Below are 19,252 nucleotides of genomic sequence, written 5' to 3'. Positions count from 1 at the left end.
ACAAAGAAGGATTTTCCGTTTTTAGGGCACTCTTGGGACGGAAATACCAATTTTCGCTGCCGAACCCGGCCTGCAGATGTCAGCCCGCAAGAGGTCCATGCGCGGCATGGGCGCCGATCGCCTGCGCTGACGGCAGCGTAACCAGCAGCTTGGCAATTTCCCCCGCGACCGCACGGGCATGGCGGGCGACTTCCGGAAGACCCATGAGCTCGCCGAAAGTGCCTCTTGCCAGCGGGCCGGCGACCAGGAGTGTCGCAACCGCCTCACCGTCCGAGCCGATTGCGCGGCTGTCGAGACTTGTCTCGATGCCAAGTCCATATTGGTCCGTCCTGATCAAGCCGGCTTCCGCCAGCGAGCTCAGCGCCGGGTTCAGCTGTAATGCCTGCCCATGAGCCGGACCCGTAGTGTTGATGACGGCATCGAAGCGCGTCGTCTCGATCCGTGTCTGCCCGCGCCGTTGAAAGCTGACAGCCAGGCTGCCGTCCTCATCGTTCGACGCGACAAGCCTGGCGGCAATGGTGTCGAATGTTCCGGCCGCATGACGCCGGTCGAGCACCGCCGCCACCTGCGGAGCGATCCTGAAGCGATGCACGTCCCAGAACACGCGCAGCCGGCGGACCAGCCTTGTCCGCTCCGGCGGGGCAAGTGCGGCCCACAGCACCGGCCCCTGCAGGCGCAGCTGGTCGAAGACCGACTGCCAGTTGACATTGGCCGCTCTCGCAGCTGTCAGCGTCGCCCGAATGGCCCTGAGCAGGCCGAGCGCCGTCGTGGCCGGCTCGAATGCAAAATCGCCAAAGGGCTCGCCCCTGACATCGGGGTGTCCGCGCGAGCGTAAGCCGCGGCGCGACAGCGCCAGGATGCGACCGCGATGGCCACGACGGTCGAGTTCGGCGACCATGTCGGCAGAGGTCAGCCCGGAGCCGACGATCAGCACCGACGCCTCCGGACCGATCCCGGCAAGCGCCGCTGGTGCGTACGGGTCGGCGATGAAACCCGGTGCTTCCGACAGGTGGACCAGCGCGGCTGGAATCGCGGGCTGTGGGTGCGTCGCTGCCAGGACGACGATATCGGCAGCGACCAACCCACTGGACGTATGCACGGTCCAGCCCGCGCCACTGGCATCGCGCGTCACGCGCATGGCGGGACCTTCGACATGACGGACAAGGCCGGAACCAAGATACGGCGCCAGATGCTTGGCGACGTAGCGACCGAACACGCGTCGGCGCGGAAAAGCGTCGCCGTTCTTCCAGATGGCGTCCGGGTCGCGTTCGAGTTCTCCGCTGCCAGTCAACCAGCGTGCAAAATGCTGCGGGTCGTCGGGAGCCATGCTCATCCTGGCTGCGGGGACATTGACCCGATGAGACGGTTCCTCGCTGGAATAGGCAAGGCCACCGCCAAGAACCGGCCGTGGCTCGACCACGGAAATGGAAATCCGCTCCGGCCGAGGCATTTGCGCCAGGTGCCACGCCACCGCGGCGCCGGAAAAGCCGCCGCCAATAATGGCGACGCGCAACCGCGAGGACGCAGGAAGCAAGTTCACGAGGCGCTGGCGAGCGACTTCGGCCGGTGGTCGCCGGCGATGGTTTCGCCGAACGGACCGGTGTTTACGGACGAGCCGGCTGCTTTGACCGGATGGTCGGTCGGCAGTTTCGGCAGCACCAGCTCACCGAAGCGATAGGCTTCTTCGAGATGCGGATAGCCGGAAAGGATGAAAGTATCGATACCGAGGCGCCGGTACTCGTCGATGCGCTCGGCGATCGTGTCGGGATCGCCGACAAGTGCGGTCCCTGCGCCGCCGCGCACCAGGCCGACGCCGGCCCAGAGGTTGGGGGCGATCTCGAGCTTGGCGCGATTGCCGCCATGCAATGCGCTCATCCGCGCCTGGCCGACCGAATCCATGCGGGCAAAGACCTTCTGCGCCGAGGCGATCGTCGCATCGTCGAGCCGGCTGATCAGCCTGTCGGCCGCGGCCCAAGCCTCCTCGGTGGTTTCGCGGACGATGACATGCAGCCTAATGCCGAAGGAGAGCTTGCGGCCAGCCTTCTGCGCCAGTTCACGCATGCCGTCCAGCTTGCGCTCGACATCGGCTGGCGGCTCGCCCCAGGTCAAATATTTGTCGATCTCCTGCGCTGCCACAGTCGACCCGGCATCGGACGAGCCGCCGAAGTAGAGCGGGGGATAGGGCGTCTGCACCGGCGGAAACAGCAGCCTTCCATCCTCGATGCGGAAATGCTTGCCCTCATGCTCGACCGTCTCGCCGCTCAGCACCCGCTTGTAGATCCGAAGGAATTCCTGCGTCACCTCGTAGCGCTCGGCATGCGACAGGAAAATGCCGTCGCCCTTGTTCTCCAGCGGATCGCCGCCGGTGACGACGTTGATCAGCAGGCGGCCATTGGAGATGCGATCCAGCGTCGCAGTCATGCGCGCGGCCAGCGTTGGCGACTGCAAACCGGGCCGCACGGCGACAAGGAAACGCAAGCGTTCGGTCATCGGCACAAGAGCCGATGCGATCACCCAGGAATCCTCGCACGAGCGGCCGGTCGGCAACAGCACGCCATAGTAGCCGAGCGTGTCGGCCGCCTTCGCCACTTGAGTCAGATACGGCAGATCGACCGATCTGCCGCCCTCGGCCGTGCCAAGATAACGGCTGTCGCCATGCGTCGGCAGAAACCAGAGCACCTTGATGCGGTCCGGCACGACCCGGCTCATGGCCTCTCTCCCGCTGCCTGACGAAGGCGGCCGGATATGCCTGCTTTGGTGAGTAGCTGATGCGAAAGAGTGGGCATGGCGTGGTCCTGTCCGGGTGGAAACCAGATCGCCAGTGCAGATTGCTTATTCCACAAACTCTGTAGAGTTAGTTTATTCCAATTCTGCCGCCGCTATTAGAATTTCTCTCTCTGGAAGAAAAGGAGGCCGGCCCGAATACACCGGGCCGGCCTCCTCGTATCAGAACGCTGGTTCGACCGCGTTGACGTTGTCCTTGGTGACGACGGTCAGCGGGATGGGCAGCCGGTCCTTGACCTGCTTGCCGTCGATGATCTCGGCCATCGTGTTGATCGCCAGGCGGCCATCCTCGACGGGGGACTGGACGATGGTCGAGTACATTTCATTGGTGCGGATCGATTCGAACGCATCCTTCTGGCCATTGATGCCGACGATCGGCGGTGCGGCCTTGGAGGGGTTGGCCTCCTTCCATGCGTCGATGAAGCCGCGGGCCATCGTGTCGTCATTGGCGTAGACGCCGCTGATCTGGTCGCCGAAGCGTGTGATCAGATCGCGGCTGACCACCAGTGCCTTTTGCTGGTCGAAGTCGGCGTTGACCGTGTCGAGCACCTTGATGTCGGCATTGGTTTCCTTCAGACGGTCGGTGAAGCCGCTGACGCGTCCGATCGTGGTGCCGTTGCCGGCCTGGCCGGCGATGATGACGACGGAGCCCTTGCCGCCGAGCGCCTTGCTCAGCGAGTCCGCCGCCAGCTTGCCTTCCTCGTAGACGTCAGGCCCGGTGAACGACTTGATGAACGGCTTGGCATCGTCGCTCATCGGTGAATTGATGAGGATCGCCGGGATGTTCGCCTGCTGCGCGCGCGCCAGCCCCGGTATGTATGCCTGCGGGTCGAGCGGCCACAGGATGATGCCGTCGACCTTGCGCGCAACGCAGGTGTTGAGCTGCTCGGTGCCTTTCTGGACATCAAAATCCTGGCTGAGGCTCAGGATCTCGATGCCGAGTTCCGCGGCGCGCGCCTGAAGCGCCTTGTTGGCCGGCGTCGCGTAGGCATGCGAATCCGCTGCCGTCACGTAGCAGACCGTCTTGGCGCTGGCCCAGCCCGTCGATGCCAGCACAGCCGCCACGGCGGCGACGTGAAGCATGCTTTTCTTGCCAATCATGTGTTTCCTCCCAATCATGTGGTTCCTCCTTGCGTGATTGGATTGTCGCGAACGAGCGCCGGGCGCGTGCCCGGAGCCCTCCCCTTGGTGGTAACGGCCCGATCGAGCACGACGAGCAGGATCAGGATAAGCCCGGACACGACCTGCTGGACGTATGCGGGAACGGACTGGAACTCCATCGCGATGGTCAGCGAACCGATCGTCAGCACGCCGCCGAGCGTGCCGAGCGCAGATCCCCTGCCGCCTTCGAGACGAGTCCCGCCGACAACGACCGCGGCAATGACGGCAACCGTCAGTTCCGAGCCGAAGACAGGCGAGCCGGTGTTGGTGACGAGGCTCTGGAGAACCCCCGCCAGGCCGGCAAGCGTGCCGGCAAAGACAAAGCCGAGAAAAACGATACGGTCCGAGGCGATACCGCTTTCCTTGGCAGCCGCCGGGTTGGATCCCACCGCAAAGACGTTGCGCCCAGGTATGGTGCGCGTCAGCCAGAAATGCAGCAGCACGATCAGGGCGATGAACAGCGCGCTGCGGAGGGTGAAGACATCGAGATAGATCTTGGCCAGCGCCAGGGAGAGCATGATGTCGGTTCCGGTCACCGGCTGGCTGTTGGTGATCCAGTGCGCGAGCGAGCGGAAGATGAGCATCGTCGCGAGCGTCAGCACGAGCGAATTCACCTTCAGGCCGACGACCAGCATGCCGTTGACGGCGCCTGCCAGGGTACCGACCAGGATGCCGACGATCCCGGCAGGCAGGATGCCGATCTCTCGCTGCAGGATGACCGATACGATGCCGGCCAGGGCAAACACCGCGCCACCGGAGAGGTCGATCTGGCCCGATATCAAAAGCACCGTCAGGCCGATCGCGATCAGGCCGATTGTCGCCGCCCGGTCGAGGCCGAGGCCGAGGGTCGATGCCGAGAGGTAGCCGGGGACCACCAGCGCGGAAATGACGAGCGTCAGACCGAGAATGACGATGACGCGATACTGCGAGACAAGCGAAAGAAAACGCATCACGACACGCCCCGCTTGCGCAGCGCCGCATCCATGCCAACGGCGCCGACGATCAGGATGCCGAGCACGAAACCCTGGATCGGCGTGCGCACACCGTCGAGCACCATGACGTTGGTCAGCAGTTGCACGAAGATGAGGCCGGCGATGGCCCGTGGCACCGATCCGAAGCCGCCGACGATCGACACGCCGCCGACCACCACCGCCGTGATGGCACTGAATTCGTAGCCGCCGCCGATGAGCGGCCGCGCGCTCTGCAGCGTCAGCCCGAGCAGGCCGCCGCTGATGCCGGAAGCGAGTGCTGTGATCACGAAGGCGCCAGCCTTCACGGCCTGCACCGGAACCGCACTTGCCTCGGCGGCGCTGTAATTGCCGCCGGTGGCAAGCGTCCATCTGCCCCAGAAGGAGCGGGACAGCACGAAATGGCCGACAAGGGCGATGACCAGGAAGATCAGCACCACGACCGGCATGCCGAACAGCCGGCCCTTGGCGAACTCGGCGGAAGCGGGATTGCTGCCATAGACGATGACGCCGCCGACAGCCGCCTGGACGATGCCCAGTCCGATCGTGCCGATGCCGAGCGTGGCGATGATGGGGTTGATGCCGACATAGCCGACCAAGACGCCGTTGAGCAGGCCTATGAGGCCGGCAAGGCCGACGGCCAGGACGAATGCGGGCAGCGGCCCGATCATCGGCTGCAGCCCGAGCGACAGGATGGCGCCGCAGGCGATGGTGGCCGGCACCGAGAGGTCGGCCAGGCCGCCGACCACGAGCACGAAGGTCATGCCGACGACGACGATGCCGACGATGGACATCGAGGTCAGGACGTTGAGCAAATTGCCTGATGTGAAGAAGGCGGGGCTGACGAAGGAGCCGTAGAGCATCACGGCGAGGATAGCGAAGGCGAGCCCCGCCTTCGACAGGACATCGACAAGCCTGCTGCCGCGCGTAAAGCGGTCATTGCGGTTCACACCGCCGATCTCCATGGCCGCTTCGGTCACGCCATCTCCTCCCCCGTGGCCAGCGCCATGATGCGCTCCTCGCTCAATTCGCTGCGCAGGAGAGGCTCGGAGGCATAGCCATCGCGCATCACCACCACGCGGTCGCAGACACCGAGGATTTCGGGCAGCTCCGACGAGATCATCACGACCGCCATGCCGCCGGCGACGAGTTGGCCGATGATGTGGTGGATCTCGGCCTTGGCGCCGACGTCGACACCCCGCGTCGGCTCGTCGAGGATCAAGGCCGAAGGTTTGGCGGCAAGCCATTTGGCGATGACCACCTTCTGCTGGTTACCGCCCGACAGCAGGCTGATGCGCCGTTCGCCGTCGGGCGGTGAAATTGAAAACTGCTTGACCGAGTCCGCGGCAAGCGCGTGATCGGCGCTGCGGCTGATGCGTCCGAAACGGCTCAGGCGGCGCAATATGGGCAGGCTGATGTTTTCCCGGATCGACATTCCAGGCACGACGCCGTCGCCCTTGCGATCTTCCGGAACATAGGCAATGCCTGCCCTGACCGCCTGGGATGGCGAGTTGATCGAGACCTCGCGTCCGTTGACGCTGACTGTGCCTTCGACAAGCCGCGACAGGCCGAAGATCGCGCGGGCGACCTCGGTGCGGCCAGCGCCCACCAGCCCGGTCAAGCCCAGTATCTCGCCGGCGCGTACATCGAAGCTGACATCGCGGAAGCGCGCCGTCGCTGATGCGTTCGACGCGCAGCACCGACTTGCCGATCTCGGCCGGGCTTTTCGGGAAGACATTGCTGACTTCGCGACCGACCATCAGCCTGATCATGTGAGCGGCATTTATGCCTTCGATCGGCCGCGTCTCGATCATTGAGCCGTCGCGCAGCACAGTCACCTCGTCGGCGATTTCGAGCACCTCCTTCAGTCGGTGGCTGATGTAGATGATGGCGATGCCGTCATCGCGCATCTTGCGCAGGATCCGGAACAACGCCGCCGTCTCATGCTCGCTGAGGCTCGATGTCGGTTCGTCCAGGACGATGATCCTGGGCTGCGCCGCGTAGGCCTTGGCGATCTCGACGAGCTGCTGCTGGCTGATCGACAGGTTGCCGAGCCGTTCACGCGGGTTGATGGCCGCTCCGAGCTCATCGAGGACGGCGGCTGCCGCCCGGATCATCTCGCCCTTGCGCAGAAAGGTCCACTTGCCCGGCATGCGGCCGAGATAGACGTTTTCGGCGACGCTCAGGTCGGGGACCAGATTGATTTCCTGATGCACCATGCGGATGCCCAGCGCCTGGGCGTCGGCGGGCCGGCGCATGCGCACTTCGGCGCCGCCGACCCTGATTGTGCCGCTGGTGGGTGCGTAGGACCCGTTGAGTACTTTCATGAGCGTCGATTTGCCGTCGCCGTTCTCACCCACGACCGCATGAACGGTGCCGAATTTGACGGCGAAATTGACGTTGGACAGAGCCTTCACGCCCGGGAACGTCTTGCTGATGCCTCGCATGTCCAAGGCGCAATCGGCGACGACAGTCATATCTGGCTAGGTTCCTCCTGGCGGCTGGCCGATCGTCCTCGGTATCGGCCATCGATATGTTAGTATAATAGTCGCTCAACACAGCTCGACCCCTCTTCGAACTGGCTTGAACGTCCGGGCTTTTGAACACGCGACTCAGTCAAGGCTCTCGGTTGCGGTTGAATTTCTCACCGCGGATGATGACTATTGCACTAATATAATAGTTCTGGCAAGGTGGATTCCGGCGGTCGTTATGAACATCGTGTCCACCGACACCCGACCGCTTCCATTGGATGCGTTCCGATTGACATTCTAGTATTATCTGGCCATTTCTGGTGAACGAAGACACGGATTTGCAATGGACCTGGATCCTTCGACGCTCAATCGGGCTCTTCCGCTCCGCGATCAGATCTACCACAAGATCCGCAACCTGATCGTCGTCGGGCAGCTGAAGCCGGGAGAGGTCATCAACGAAGTCGCCATCGCGGAGGCCCTGGGGGTGTCGCGCACCCCGGTGCGCGAAGCGGTCAAGCGCATCAGCGACGAGGGCCTGGTCAAGATCTTGGCACAGACCGGCACCTATGTCGCTCCGATCAGCCGGGCCGACCTGGAAGAAGCCTATGTCATTCGGCGGGCACTGGAGATGGAGAGCGCCCGACGCGCGGCCGCCAAGTTCACAGCGGCGGCCAGCGAATTGCTGGAAGACAACATGGCGGCGCACCGGCTTGCCATATCCCGCGGCAGATATGCCACCGCGATACAGCTCGACGATGTCTTCCACCGCACCATAGCCGAGATCTGCGACCTGCCGATGATCTGGAGAGCCGTCGACATCTCGAAGGCACAGATGGATCGCGGACGCTATCTCGCCATCCCAAGACCGGGCTATGGAGAACAGACGATCGAGCAGCACGAGGCCATTTTCGACGCGCTGAAGCGCCACGACGCCGAGGGGGCGGCAAGGGCCATGGAACATCATCTCGAGACGTCGTTCCGCAACACGCTCGAAGTCGCCGCCGACCTTCTCGACTGAAGCCCCTGCGAGCCACCGGCATGCAAAGAATGGGACTATGTATCGGCGTGAAAGCCGAGGCGATCGCGGACTACAAGCGCGTCCACGCCGCCGTCTGGCCCGAAGTGCTCGACGTCATCAGCCGCGCCAACATCCGCAACTATTCGATCTTCCTGCGCGAACCGGAGAACCTTCTGTTCGCCTGCTGGGAGTATCACGGCAGCGACTTCGCCAGGGATGCGGCGCGGATGAGCGAGTCGCCGGCGATGCGCAAATGGTGGGAGCTGTGCGACCCCATGCAGACGCCACTGCCGACGCGCGCCGACAGCGAATGGTGGGCGGCGATGGAAGAGGTCTTCCATCTCGACTGACCGTGTCCCGGCCGGGCGGCGATCCGTTGTTTCATCCAGCCGTTTGCCGCCCTCAAACTGCGCCGCAAGGCGCACTCATCGCACGCCACTCACCTGACCGATCCGCCGCAACGCCCTGCAGTCCAGGCCTTTCGCAACCGCACCTTGACCACTGACATTCTATTATATTAGTATTCCAAATCACTTTTGCCTCTCGACGCTCCTTGTCGGGGAGAGCTTTTTCAGAGTTTGGGTCATGGCACGGTTCATCAAGCTGTCGGATACCGACAACATTCTTCTGGCAGTCGATCCGTTGAAGATCGGCGACAAGGCCGGGGACGTGGCAGCGAAGGCGCGCATACCGCGCGGGCATAAGATGGCGCTGTGCGACATCGGCTCGGACGACCCGATCGTGAAATACGGCCAGACCATTGGCTTTGCGCGGGAACCCATCGTCGCCGGCGACTGGGTTCACGAGCACAATGTGTATCTGCGCAATTTCGAACGCGACTACGTCTTCGGCACCAATACCAGGCAAACCGAGATCGTTGCCGAGGCCGAGCGGGCCACCTTCATGGGTTACCGCCGGCCGAGCGGCAAGGTCGGCACGCGCAACTTCATCGCCGTCCTGACGTCAGTGAATTGCTCTGCCAGCGTCGCCCGGTTCATCACCGACGAGGTCAACCGGTCTGGCATCCTGCGCGACTATCCCAATATCGACGGCATCATCGCACTCGTCCACGGCACCGGCTGCGGCATCGACACCAAGGGTCCCGCTTACGACCTGCTGAAGCGCACGCAATGGGGCTTTGCCACGAACCCCAATGTCGGCGGCGTGCTGATGGTCGGGCTCGGCTGCGAAGCGTTCCAGATTCCGCGCTGGATGCAGTCGTACAACATCGAGGAGAGCACGATTTTCCGCACGATGACGATCCAGGAAACCGGCGGCACGCGAAAGACAGTCGAGGCCGGCGTTAAGGCGATCGTCGACATGCTGCCTACGGTGAACGCCGCCGAAAGGACGCCGCAACCAGCCTCCGAACTGGTGCTAGCACTGCAATGCGGCGGATCGGACGGCTACTCCGGCATCAGCGCCAATCCGGCACTGGGTGCTGCGGTGGACCTGCTTGTCGGGCAAGGCGGCACGGCCGTGCTCTCGGAGACGCCCGAAATCTATGGCGCCGAACATCTTCTCGCCTTGCGCGCCGAGAGCCGCGCGGTGGGTGAAAAGCTGATCGAGCGCATCCGCTGGTGGGAGGATTATACCGCCAGGCACGACATGGAGATGAACAACAACCCTTCGCCCGGCAACAAGCTGGGTGGGCTGACGACCATCCTGGAGAAATCGCTCGGCGCCTCCGCCAAGGGCGGCACCACCAATCTGCGCGCAGTGCTGGAATATGCCGAGCCGATCAACGAGCGCGGCCTCGTCTTCATGGATACGCCTGGCTACGATCCGGTCTCGGCCACCGGGCAGGTCGCCGGCGGCGCCAACATATTGTGCTTCACCACCGGCCGCGGTTCGGCCTTCGGCTGCAAGCCGACGCCCTCGATCAAGCTTGCCTCCAACACCTTTATCTTCGAGCAGATGCGCGAGGACATGGACATCAATTGCGGAGACATACTGGACGGCGTCTCGCTGGCCGAGAAGGGCCGGGAAATCTTCGCCGAGATCCTGCGCGTCGCATCCGGCGGGCGCACCAGGTCGGAAGCGCTCGGCTATGGCGACAACGAGTTCGTGCCATGGAGCCTTGGCGCAACCATGTAGCGATATCGCCCGCCTGCGCAGGCCGGCCTTTATCCCGGAAGTAGCTCAAACGGAAAGAACCGCTCGACATGAACAGGATCGATCTTGACGGCCAGCACGCTGTGGTCACCGGCGGCGCCCAGGGCCTCGGCTTTGCGATGGCCAGACGTTTCGTCGCCTCCGGCGCGACGGTAACCTTGTGGGATCTCGATGAGGCCCGCCTCGAAACCGCCAAGAAGGAACTCGGCAGCGCCGCCACGACGGAGACCGTGGACGTCGCCGATTGGGCGTCGGTGGACGCGGCGCGCGCCAGGACCGAAGAGCTGGCCGGCAAGATTTCCATTCTGGTCAATTCCGCCGGAATTGCCGGCCCGGCCGCCCCGCTCGACGTCTACGACATCGAGACGTGGAAGAAGGTCATCGACGTCAACGTAAACGGTACGTTCTACGTCAATCGCGCCGTGGTTCCCGGAATGAAGGAGCGCAATTACGGACGGATCGTCAACATCGCTTCGGTGGCCGGCAAGGAAGGCAACCCCAACGCCTCCGCCTATTCAGCCTCGAAGGCGGCGGTCATCGGCTTGACCAAGTCGCTCGGCAAGGAACTGGCGCAGTACGACATCGCCGTGAACTGCATCTCGCCGGCCACGGCACAGACGCGCATCCTCGAACAACTGACGCCGGAGCACATCGAATATATGCGCTCGCGCATTCCGCGCGGCCGCCTGCTGGAGGTTGACGAAGCCGCGGCGATGGTCGCCTGGCTCGTCTCCAAGGAGAACAGCTTTACAACCGCCTCCACGTTCGACCTGTCGGGTGGACGGACGACCTACTGAAAGGCAGTTGCCGTTCAGCCAGGCAACCGACCCAGACCAATCGCAAAGCGCTCCACCATTGCGAGGCCAGGCTCGCCTGGCCGCATCGCCGGAGCCCGGTCATGTACCGGGATGCCGGCGCGGGCGCCGAACAGCCGCTTGCCGTAACAGACCAGGCTCTCGATGCCTTGCATGACGAACACGGCAGCCGGCAATATTCTTGCATATTCAGCCTCGGCCGTGACTTCGTCTCCGGCGCGGAACGCATGATAGGCGCGCACGGCATAGTCGGCGCAATCCGGCGCCAGGATCATGCCGCGGCAACCGATGCGGAAATTGTCGATCAGTTCCAGGCCGCCGCGTCCGTTGAAAACCGGTATCCGGCCTTCGGTGCGCTCGATCAGCCCGGCGATGTCGGTGACCGGACCTTCGCCCTTGATCAGCCTTATGTTGGGATGCAGCGTGACGAGTTCGCGGATTTCGTCCGATGACAGGCCGCGCCCGAAAAACGCCGGCGCGTTCTGGATCGCCACCGGCAGGTCGGTCGCCTCGGCGACGCGGCCGAAGAACTTGATGTATTCCGGCGCACCATAGGATCCGGCTGGCGGCGGCTGCAGGATCACCCAATCCGCTCCGACGCTTTCGGCATGGCGAACCTGCGCCACCTGCTCAGCCACAGAAGAACCGAAGATGGTGAAGGCGAGCGGCACTTTTCCTGCGGTGTCTTCCGCCGTCCAGTCCATGATCGTCCGACGCTCGGCCTCGGTCAGCTTGGCGACTTCCGTTGCCAGGCCGAGCGCCGCCATGCCGTGCACGCCGGTCGCGAGGCAGATCTCGACCTGCCGACGCATCGCCGCGCGGTCCAGCTGTTCGTTCACGTCAAAGAGCGCGTAGAGAATGGCGTGAATGCCGTGGAAATCGAAAGGCCGGAAATTAGGCATGCTGGTCGGCCTCAATGGCTTTCGCGCGGGATGGCGTGGCCACGGCTTCCGACGAGAAAGTCGAGGTCGGCGCCACGATCCGCCTGCAGGACATGGTCGACGTAAAGCCCCTGATAGCCGCCGCGCATCGCCGGGACGGGCGGTAGCCAGGATTCACGACGCCGCGCCAACTCCTGTTCCGACACGTCGAGATGCAGCTTCCTCGCTTCGACATCGAGCTCGATGAAGTCGCCGCTCCTGACCAGCGCCAGCGGGCCGCCGATAGCGGCTTCGGGTGCGGCATGCAGAACGACAGTGCCGAAGGCGGTACCGGACATGCGGGCGTCGGAGATGCGGATCATATCGCGGACGCCTTGCTTCAGCAGCTTCCGAGGCAGCGCCATGTTGCCGACTTCGGCCATGCCAGGATAGCCTTTCGGCCCGCAATTCTTCAGCACCATGATCGACGCATCGTCGATGTCCAGCAAGGGATCGTCGACGCGCGCCTTGTAGTCGTCGATGTCCTCGAAGACGACGGCGCGGCCGCGATGCTTCATCAGCGCTGGCGAGGCGGCGGACGGCTTGATAATGGCGCCGTCGGGCGCCAGATTGCCGCGCAGCACCGCGATGCCGCCGTGCGATGTCAGCGCCTTGTCGCGCGGGCGGATCACCTCCGGATTGTAGTTTTGGGCGTCAGTGATGTTCTCGCACACGCTCTTGCCGGTGACGGTCAGCGCGTCGAGATCAAGCAGATCGGCCATCTCCTTCATGACGGCCGGAATGCCACCGGCGTAGCAGAAATCCTCCATCAGGAAACGGCCGGACGGCATCAGGTCGAGGATGGTCGGCACATCGCGGCCATATCTGTCCCAATCGTCCAGCGTCAGCTCGGTGCCGACGCGGCCGGCGATTGCCAGCAGATGCACGACCGCATTGGTCGAGCCGCCGATCGCGCCATTGATGCGGATCGCGTTGGCGAAGGCTTGTCTGGTGAGGATAGCCGACAGGCGCAGATCCTCATTGACCATCTCGACGATGCGCCGTCCGGTCATGCGGGCGATGCGGCTGCGGCGTGCATCGACTGCCGGATAGGCGGCGTTGCCCGGCAGCGCCAGGCCGAGCGCCTCGACCATCGAGGCCATGGTCGAGGCCGTGCCCATGGTCATGCAGTGACCGGGTGAGCGCGACATGGCGCTCTCGGCATTGGCGAAATCCTGCTCGCTCATCACGCCGGCGCGAACGTCTTCCGAAAACTTCCACACATCGGTGCCGGAACCGATCTCCCGGCCCTGGAAGCGGCCATTGAGCATCGGACCGCCTGAGATGACGATCGACGGCAGGTCGCAGGAAGCCGCGCCCATGACCAGCGACGGCGTGGTCTTGTCGCAGCCGGCCATCAGCACAACGCCATCCATGGGATTGCCGCGGATTGCCTCCTCGACATCCATCGAGGCGAGGTTGCGAAACAGCATCGCCGTCGGCCGCAGATTGGACTCGCCGCAAGAGAAGACCGGGAATTCGAGCGGCAGGCCGCCGGCTTCCAGCACGCCCGCCTTGATATGCTCGATCAGGCCGCGGAAATGCACGTGGCAAGGCGTGAATTCGGAGAATGTGTTGCAGATGCCGATCACCGGGCGGCCGTCGAAAGCATCATCGGGCAGGCCGTTGTTCTTCATCCAGCTGCGGTGGATGAAGGCATCCTTGCCCAGCCCGCCGAACCACTGCTGCGATCGTCTCTTGGTCATGGTCTTTCCGGCGTTCAGGCGGGATGCTGGAGCTGGCTCAGTCCACCGTCGACGACGAGCGTGGCCGCGTTCATGAACGGGCACTCGTCGGAAATCATGAACACCGCGGCAAGCGCGATCTCGTGCGCCGTGGCGATGCGGCCGCCGGGGTGCAGTGCCATGGTGTTGGCGCGTGCTGTGGCCGGGTCGGCAAAGCTGTTCCAGTAATCGATCGCCTTCTGCGTCTCGACATAGCCCGGCGCCAGCGCGTTCACGCGCACGCCTTGCGCCGCATATTCGAGTGCCAGCGATTTGGTCAGGCCGAGCAGCGCGTGCTTGGCGATCGGATAGGGGAAGGTATGCGGGATGATGGTGAAGCTGTGCGTCGAGGCGATGTTGAGGATGGCGCCGCCGCCGCTCGCGATCATGCCCGGCAGCACCGCCTTGCTGCAGTTCCAGGCTCCCTTGACGTTGACGTCGAAGTTGCGGTTCCACTCTTCCTCGGTCGCCTCGAGCGGCGTCGAGAACACATTGACCCCGGCATTGTTGATCAGCGCGTTGATCGGGCCGATCTCGGCAGCCGCTTGGCTGACGGCAGCCGCAATCCCGGCGCTGTCGCTTATGTCGGCCGCAACATGTCCGACATGGCCTTGCGGTGCGGCAAGGCCGGCGACTGCCTTGTCCAGCAGTGCGGCATCGCGGTCGACCAGGAACAGTTTTGCGCCTTCGGCCAAACAGGCTTCGGCGATGGCAAGCCCGATGCCTTGCGCTGCACCCGTCAGGAAGATGCGTTTGCCGGAAAGGCGCTCAGCCATTTTTGTTCCTCCAGCCTATCGCCGACCCAGTGCCGATGAGCGCAGATTGTCGAGCAGCACGGCCAGCAGCAAAATAACGCCGCGCACGATGTACTGGTAGAAGGCCGGGATGTTGAGCAGGTTCATGGCGTTTTCGGCGATTCCCATGATCAGCACGCCGACGATGACGCCCGACATGGTGGCGCGGCCGCCGGCAAGCGAAACGCCGCCGAGCACGCAGGCCGAAATGACCGAGAGTTCCAGCCCGACCGCCGCGTTGGGCTGGCCCGAGGTGATGCGCGACGCCAGCAGGATGCCGGCGATACCGCAGACGACGCCTTGCAGCGCAAAAATCCAGATGCGCGTCCGGTCGACATTGACGCCGGCAAGCCGCGAGGCCTCCGGATTGCCGCCGATGGCCAGCGTGTTCTTGCCGAAGACGGTCCGGTTGAGGACGAAGCCGAAGATGCAAAACAGGATGGCAAGCACCCAGACCGGCGTCGGTATGCCGAGCAGTTTCGAGAGCGCCAGCTGATAGAAATCCGGGCTGTTGATGCCGACGGCGCGGCCGTCGGACGCGATCAGCGCAAAGCCGCGCACGATCTGCATGGTGGCCAGCGTCGTGATCAGCGCGTTGATGCGAAATTTGGCGATGACAACGCCGTTGATGAAGCCGACGAAAGCGCCGCAGGCGATTGCCGCCAGCAGGCCAAGCAGGATCGAGCCGGTGTAATTCGAGGCCATCACAGCGACCATGCCGGCAAAGGCGACGATCGAACCGACCGACAGGTCGAAGTCGCGCGCGGCGAGGCAGAACATCATGGTGCAGGCGACGATACCGACGGTGACCACCGACTGCAGCAGGCCGAGCATGTTGCGGTCCGTAAGGAAGTTCGGCACCAGAGCCGACACCAGCGCGAAGGCGACGACAAAGATGACGACGAGGCCCTGTTCGCCGAGCAGGATTTTTTTCAACTGGTCGGTCATGCCAAAGTCCTCAGGATGCGATCGCGTCGGGGGTTTTCTGATCGGGCAGAGCGGCGGCCAGGATCGCCCTTTCGGCGAACTGGTCGCGGGTGAGTTCAGCGCTGACGCGGCCACCGCACATCACCAGAATACGGTCGCAGATGCCCATCACCTCCGGCAGTTCGGACGAGACCACGACGATCGCCATGCCGTCCTGCGCAAGCTGGTAGAGCAGTTCGTAGATTTCCGATTTGGCACCGACATCGATGCCGCGCGTCGGCTCGTCGACAATGAGCACCCGCACGCCCTGTTCGGACAGCCAGCGGCCGAGGATGACCTTCTGCTGGTTGCCGCCGGAGAGGTTGATGATGTCCTGCTTGCGCGACGGCGTGCGCACCTTCAGCTTCTTGATAAAGGTCTCGGCCGTGGCGATCTCGCTGGCGCGGTTGAGCACGCCGAAGCGTGTGTGATGGCGCCGCGACGAGATGTTGATGTTCTCCTCGACCGAGCGCCCCTGGATGATGCCGTCATGCTTGCGATCCTCCGAGCACAGCACGATGCCGGCCCGGATCGTGCCACGCGGATCGGTGGCGCGAACCAGCTTGCCGTCGACGGTGATGGTGCCGCCCGAACGCGGATCGGCGCCATAGACCAACCGCATCAGCTCCGAGCGCCCGGCGCCGATCAGGCCGAAGAAGCCGACGATCTCGCCTGCCCTTGCCTCGAAACTGGCCGGTGTCTGCAGTTTGGGGCCGCTGAGAGCGTCGACCTTCAGGCGGACATCGCCTGTTTTTCGTGCGCGAAAACCCCAGATATCCGAAATCTCGCGGCCGACCATCTCGGCGACGACCTGATCGCGGGTGACGCCTTTCAGCGACGCGTGGTGCGCCGCGAGCTTGCCGTCGCGCAGCACGGTCAGGCTGTCGCAGAGCCGGAACACCTCGTCGAGCCTGTGCGAGACGTAGATGATGACCTTGCCCTCGCTGCGCAGGCGATTGATCAGGGCAAACAGGATTTCGCTTTCGCGCGAGGACAGCGACGAGGTCGGTTCGTCCAGCGCGATAACGCGTGCGTCGAGCATGACCGCCTTGGCGATCTCGACCATCTGGCGTTCGCCGATCGACAGCGTCTTGACCTTGCGGCGCATGTCGATGTCGATACCGGCCGATTTCAGCTTGGCGCCGACGTCGTCCAGCATCCGGCGACCGGCGATGATGCCGGCGTTGGCGGGGAAACGACCTAGGCTGAGGTTTTCGGCAACGGTGAGTTCAGGAACGAGTTGCAGTTCCTGATGAATGACAATGACGCCATTGTCGAAGGCATCCCGGGTCGAGGTATAGGCCTGAACCCTGCCGTCAATGCGGATCTCACCCTGATCGGCATGCTGGTCGCCGGACAGGATCTTGATCAGGGTGGATTTGCCGGCGCCGTTCTCGCCCATCAGGCCATGCACGGCGCCTTTGTCGACGCCGAACGAAACGTCCGACAGCGCCTTGACGCCCGGATAGGTCTTGGTGACGTGCGAGAAGTCGAGAAAGGACACGAGCCGATCCTTTTGAGCCATGACAAACAGGCGGCGGGATGAGCCGCCGCCTGTTTGTACAGGGAGGATTATTCGATGCCGAGGCCCTGGCGGACCTTCTGGTAGTCGTCGCGCTTGGCGAGTGCACCCGAAGTCAGGATCAGCTTCTCCGGTTCCTTGTTGTTGGCAACCCAGTCATACATGTTGAGCGCCGTCTCGTAGCCATGACGCTTCGGCGAGATGATCACGGTGCCGACGAAGCCGGTGGCGGTCGGCTTCTTGAACTCGTTGATCGCGGAATCCGCGCCGCCAATGCCAACGCCGATCACGCTGTCAGCGGGGATGCCGACGCTTTCGGAAGCACGCACTGCGCCGAGCACCGCCTCGTCGTTGAGGCCGAAGGAGACCCACTTCTTGATGTCGGCATGGGCGTTGAGCACGACAGTCGCCGCATTGAGGGCAGCTTCCGTGTCGGTCTTGGCCTGCGGGGCGTCAAAAATGTTCTCGGCTGTGAAGCCGTTTGCCTTCAGCACCGAGATGGCGCCTTCGACGCGGTCAACCGCGGTCGGCAGTTGGTCATACGAGACGCGGATTGCGCCGACCTCGTCCGCCTTCCAGCCGCGCGCCTTCATTTCGTCGACGATCGCCTGGCCGACGGCTTCGCCGATCTTGGTGGCCGAAATGCCCATATGCGGCACGTCTTCCAGCGCCTTGCCGTCGGCGCCGACCAGACGGTCGTCGACAGTCATCAGCTTGAGATTGTTGGCGGCGGCCTTGGCGACGATGCCGGGGCCAAGCTTTACGTCCGGTGTGCAGACGATGAAACCCTGGGCGCCCTGGGCGCCGAGATTGTCGATCGCCGACATCAGCTTCTCACCGTCCTCGGCGCCGATCTTGACCAGGGTAAAGCCCTTCTCCTTGGCGGCCTGGTCGGCGAACTTCCATTCATCCTGGAACCACGGCTCCTCGGGCTGTTTGACGATGAAACCGATTTTGGTGTCCTGAGCATATGCAGCGATGGTCGTGACGGACAGCACGGCAAGCGCGCCCGCGACGAGCGCGGTCTTCAAAAGTCGCATGATTACCTCCCAGCGATAGACCGGGCGCTCAGCCCGGATGCCGGAGTCTCTAATCGCTTTTATCATACTCGTCAATTGATCTGGTATGATAATTAATGTACATGCTCTGACCAGCGATCGCTAGCGCAATCGATCCGCATCCGTTAAGGGCGGACCGGTTGTGCGAAACCAGCGGTTCGCCGCCTTGGAGGAGGGCTGAGGTGACCGAGATTCTGAAAAAAGCCCCGGGAGATACGACCACTCGCCGCCCGCGCGTGATGCCGGATGTGACCAAGGCGATAGCCTCTGACATCTTCTCCGGGCGCTATCCGGCCGGCTCCTCCTTGCCGACCGAAAACGAGCTCGGCGTCGAGTATGGGGTCAGCCGCACCGTGATCCGCGAAGCCCTGAAGGTGCTGGCCGCCAAAGGGCTGGTGCTGTCGCGGCCACGCATCGGCACGATCGTCTGCAACGAGGACGACTGGAACATCATCGACCCGCAGGTGCTCGCCTGGCACGCGCCGCACGCGCTGGACGACAAGCTCTTCGACGCCATCCTCGAAACGCGCCGCGCCATCGAACCGCTGGTCGCAGAACTCGCCGCCACCCGCGCGACGCTGCAGGAAATCGCCGACCTCGAAGCGGCATGGCGAGGCATGGCCGGCGCCGGCGAGGATCTCGCCGCCTTCTCGCGCAGCGACATCGCCTTCCACCAGATCGTCTATGCCGCGAGCCACAACCCGATCTTTCGCCAGATCGGCAATCTCATCGACACCGGGCTCAAATTCTCGCTCGAGGCGACGGCGGTGATTTCGCTCGACCGGCGCATGGAGGCCGTGGCGGCGCACCTCGAGGTGGTCGAGGCGCTGCGCATGCGCAATGCCGAGGCGGCACGCGGGGCGGCAAACAAGATCCTCGACCTCGCGGCGCGCGACCTCGTCAGCGCCAAGAAACTCAAGAGCAACTGAGACTGCG

Annotated in this window: 17 protein-coding genes and 2 pseudogenes; 5 read left to right on the top strand and 14 right to left on the bottom strand. The window is 63.7% G+C overall.

Annotation, left to right across the window (positions count from 1 at the left end; all coding sequences use genetic code 11):
* Positions 1-79: 79 nt before the first annotated feature.
* The 8 genes and pseudogenes from AC0L24_RS11425 to AC0L24_RS11390 form a co-directional block, all read right to left on the bottom strand.
* Positions 80-1,540, bottom strand: a complete 1,461-nt coding sequence (locus AC0L24_RS11425) for an FAD/NAD(P)-binding protein (protein WP_473563717.1) — start codon at positions 1,538-1,540, stop codon at positions 80-82.
* Positions 1,537-2,709: an FMNH2-dependent alkanesulfonate monooxygenase gene (gene ssuD / locus AC0L24_RS11420; RefSeq protein ID WP_127808175.1), complete on the bottom strand. Its 1,173-nt coding sequence runs from the start codon at positions 2,707-2,709 to the stop codon at positions 1,537-1,539. The genes AC0L24_RS11425 and ssuD overlap by 4 nt, the downstream gene beginning before the upstream one ends.
* A gap of 237 nt (positions 2,710-2,946) precedes the next feature.
* On the bottom strand, positions 2,947-3,885 hold the full coding sequence (locus AC0L24_RS11415) for a sugar ABC transporter substrate-binding protein (RefSeq protein ID WP_127269514.1): 939 nt from the start codon (positions 3,883-3,885) through the stop codon (positions 2,947-2,949).
* Between the two features lie 14 nt (positions 3,886-3,899).
* The gene (locus tag AC0L24_RS11410) at positions 3,900-4,895 is read right to left on the bottom strand and encodes an ABC transporter permease (protein WP_127808177.1); all 996 of its coding nucleotides are present in this window, start codon (positions 4,893-4,895) and stop codon (positions 3,900-3,902) included.
* A complete protein-coding gene (locus AC0L24_RS11405) occupies positions 4,895-5,893 on the bottom strand; it encodes an ABC transporter permease (protein ID WP_473563716.1) in 999 nt (332 codons plus the stop codon). Before AC0L24_RS11405 ends, AC0L24_RS11410 begins: the two co-directional genes overlap by 1 nt.
* Positions 5,890-6,174: a hypothetical protein gene (locus AC0L24_RS11400; RefSeq protein ID WP_473563853.1), complete on the bottom strand. Its 285-nt coding sequence runs from the start codon at positions 6,172-6,174 to the stop codon at positions 5,890-5,892. Before AC0L24_RS11400 ends, AC0L24_RS11405 begins: the two co-directional genes overlap by 4 nt.
* Positions 6,175-6,651, bottom strand: a pseudogene (locus AC0L24_RS11395) (ATP-binding cassette domain-containing protein); the annotation flags it as partial.
* A 280-nt stretch (positions 6,652-6,931) separates the two neighbouring features.
* A pseudogene (locus tag AC0L24_RS11390) lies at positions 6,932-7,360 on the bottom strand (ATP-binding cassette domain-containing protein); the annotation flags it as partial.
* Between the two features lie 367 nt (positions 7,361-7,727).
* On the opposite strand from AC0L24_RS11390, the gene AC0L24_RS11385 reads away from it, so the two are divergent.
* The 4 genes from AC0L24_RS11385 (at position 7,728) to AC0L24_RS11370 (ending at position 11,314) form a co-directional block, all read left to right on the top strand.
* A complete protein-coding gene (locus AC0L24_RS11385; RefSeq protein ID WP_127808179.1) occupies positions 7,728-8,402 on the top strand; it encodes a GntR family transcriptional regulator in 675 nt (224 codons plus the stop codon).
* Positions 8,403-8,422: 20 nt separating this feature from the next.
* Positions 8,423-8,752 (top strand): L-rhamnose mutarotase, encoded by a 330-nt coding sequence (locus tag AC0L24_RS11380; protein WP_127808180.1) that lies wholly within the window; start codon positions 8,423-8,425, stop codon positions 8,750-8,752.
* Between the two features lie 235 nt (positions 8,753-8,987).
* On the top strand, positions 8,988-10,499 hold the full coding sequence (locus AC0L24_RS11375; RefSeq protein WP_292138719.1) for a UxaA family hydrolase: 1,512 nt from the start codon (positions 8,988-8,990) through the stop codon (positions 10,497-10,499).
* Between the two features lie 68 nt (positions 10,500-10,567).
* A complete protein-coding gene (locus AC0L24_RS11370) occupies positions 10,568-11,314 on the top strand; it encodes an SDR family NAD(P)-dependent oxidoreductase (RefSeq protein ID WP_127271930.1) in 747 nt (248 codons plus the stop codon).
* A gap of 14 nt (positions 11,315-11,328) precedes the next feature.
* Here the strand turns inward: AC0L24_RS11370 and AC0L24_RS11365 are convergent, their stop codons facing one another.
* The 6 genes from AC0L24_RS11365 to AC0L24_RS11340 all read right to left on the bottom strand — a co-directional run bounded on the left by AC0L24_RS11365 (position 11,329) and on the right by AC0L24_RS11340 (position 18,298).
* A complete protein-coding gene (locus AC0L24_RS11365; protein ID WP_127808182.1) occupies positions 11,329-12,234 on the bottom strand; it encodes a dihydrodipicolinate synthase family protein in 906 nt (301 codons plus the stop codon).
* A gap of 11 nt (positions 12,235-12,245) precedes the next feature.
* On the bottom strand, positions 12,246-13,958 hold the full coding sequence (locus AC0L24_RS11360) for an IlvD/Edd family dehydratase (protein WP_127808183.1): 1,713 nt from the start codon (positions 13,956-13,958) through the stop codon (positions 12,246-12,248).
* A 14-nt stretch (positions 13,959-13,972) separates the two neighbouring features.
* Positions 13,973-14,752 carry an SDR family oxidoreductase gene (locus tag AC0L24_RS11355; protein WP_127808184.1) on the bottom strand — a complete coding sequence of 260 codons (780 nt, stop codon included), beginning with the start codon at positions 14,750-14,752 and terminating at the stop codon, positions 13,973-13,975.
* A 15-nt stretch (positions 14,753-14,767) separates the two neighbouring features.
* Complete coding sequence (gene araH / locus AC0L24_RS11350) at positions 14,768-15,718, bottom strand: L-arabinose ABC transporter permease AraH (RefSeq protein ID WP_027039818.1); 951 nt, start codon at positions 15,716-15,718, stop codon at positions 14,768-14,770.
* Between the two features lie 10 nt (positions 15,719-15,728).
* Complete coding sequence (gene araG, locus AC0L24_RS11345; RefSeq protein WP_127808185.1) at positions 15,729-17,240, bottom strand: L-arabinose ABC transporter ATP-binding protein AraG; 1,512 nt, start codon at positions 17,238-17,240, stop codon at positions 15,729-15,731.
* Between the two features lie 68 nt (positions 17,241-17,308).
* Positions 17,309-18,298 carry an arabinose ABC transporter substrate-binding protein gene (locus AC0L24_RS11340; RefSeq protein ID WP_127808186.1) on the bottom strand — a complete coding sequence of 330 codons (990 nt, stop codon included), beginning with the start codon at positions 18,296-18,298 and terminating at the stop codon, positions 17,309-17,311.
* 200 nt (positions 18,299-18,498) lie between these two features.
* Between AC0L24_RS11340 and AC0L24_RS11335 the strand changes: the two genes are divergently transcribed.
* On the top strand, positions 18,499-19,245 hold the full coding sequence (locus AC0L24_RS11335; protein WP_127808187.1) for a FadR/GntR family transcriptional regulator: 747 nt from the start codon (positions 18,499-18,501) through the stop codon (positions 19,243-19,245).
* Positions 19,246-19,252: the final 7 nt, after the last annotated feature.

Source organism: Mesorhizobium sp. WSM4809, assembly GCF_055811655.1.
The sequence above is the reverse complement of the archived record's forward strand: the minus strand, read 5'-3'. Positions and strand labels throughout refer to the sequence as shown.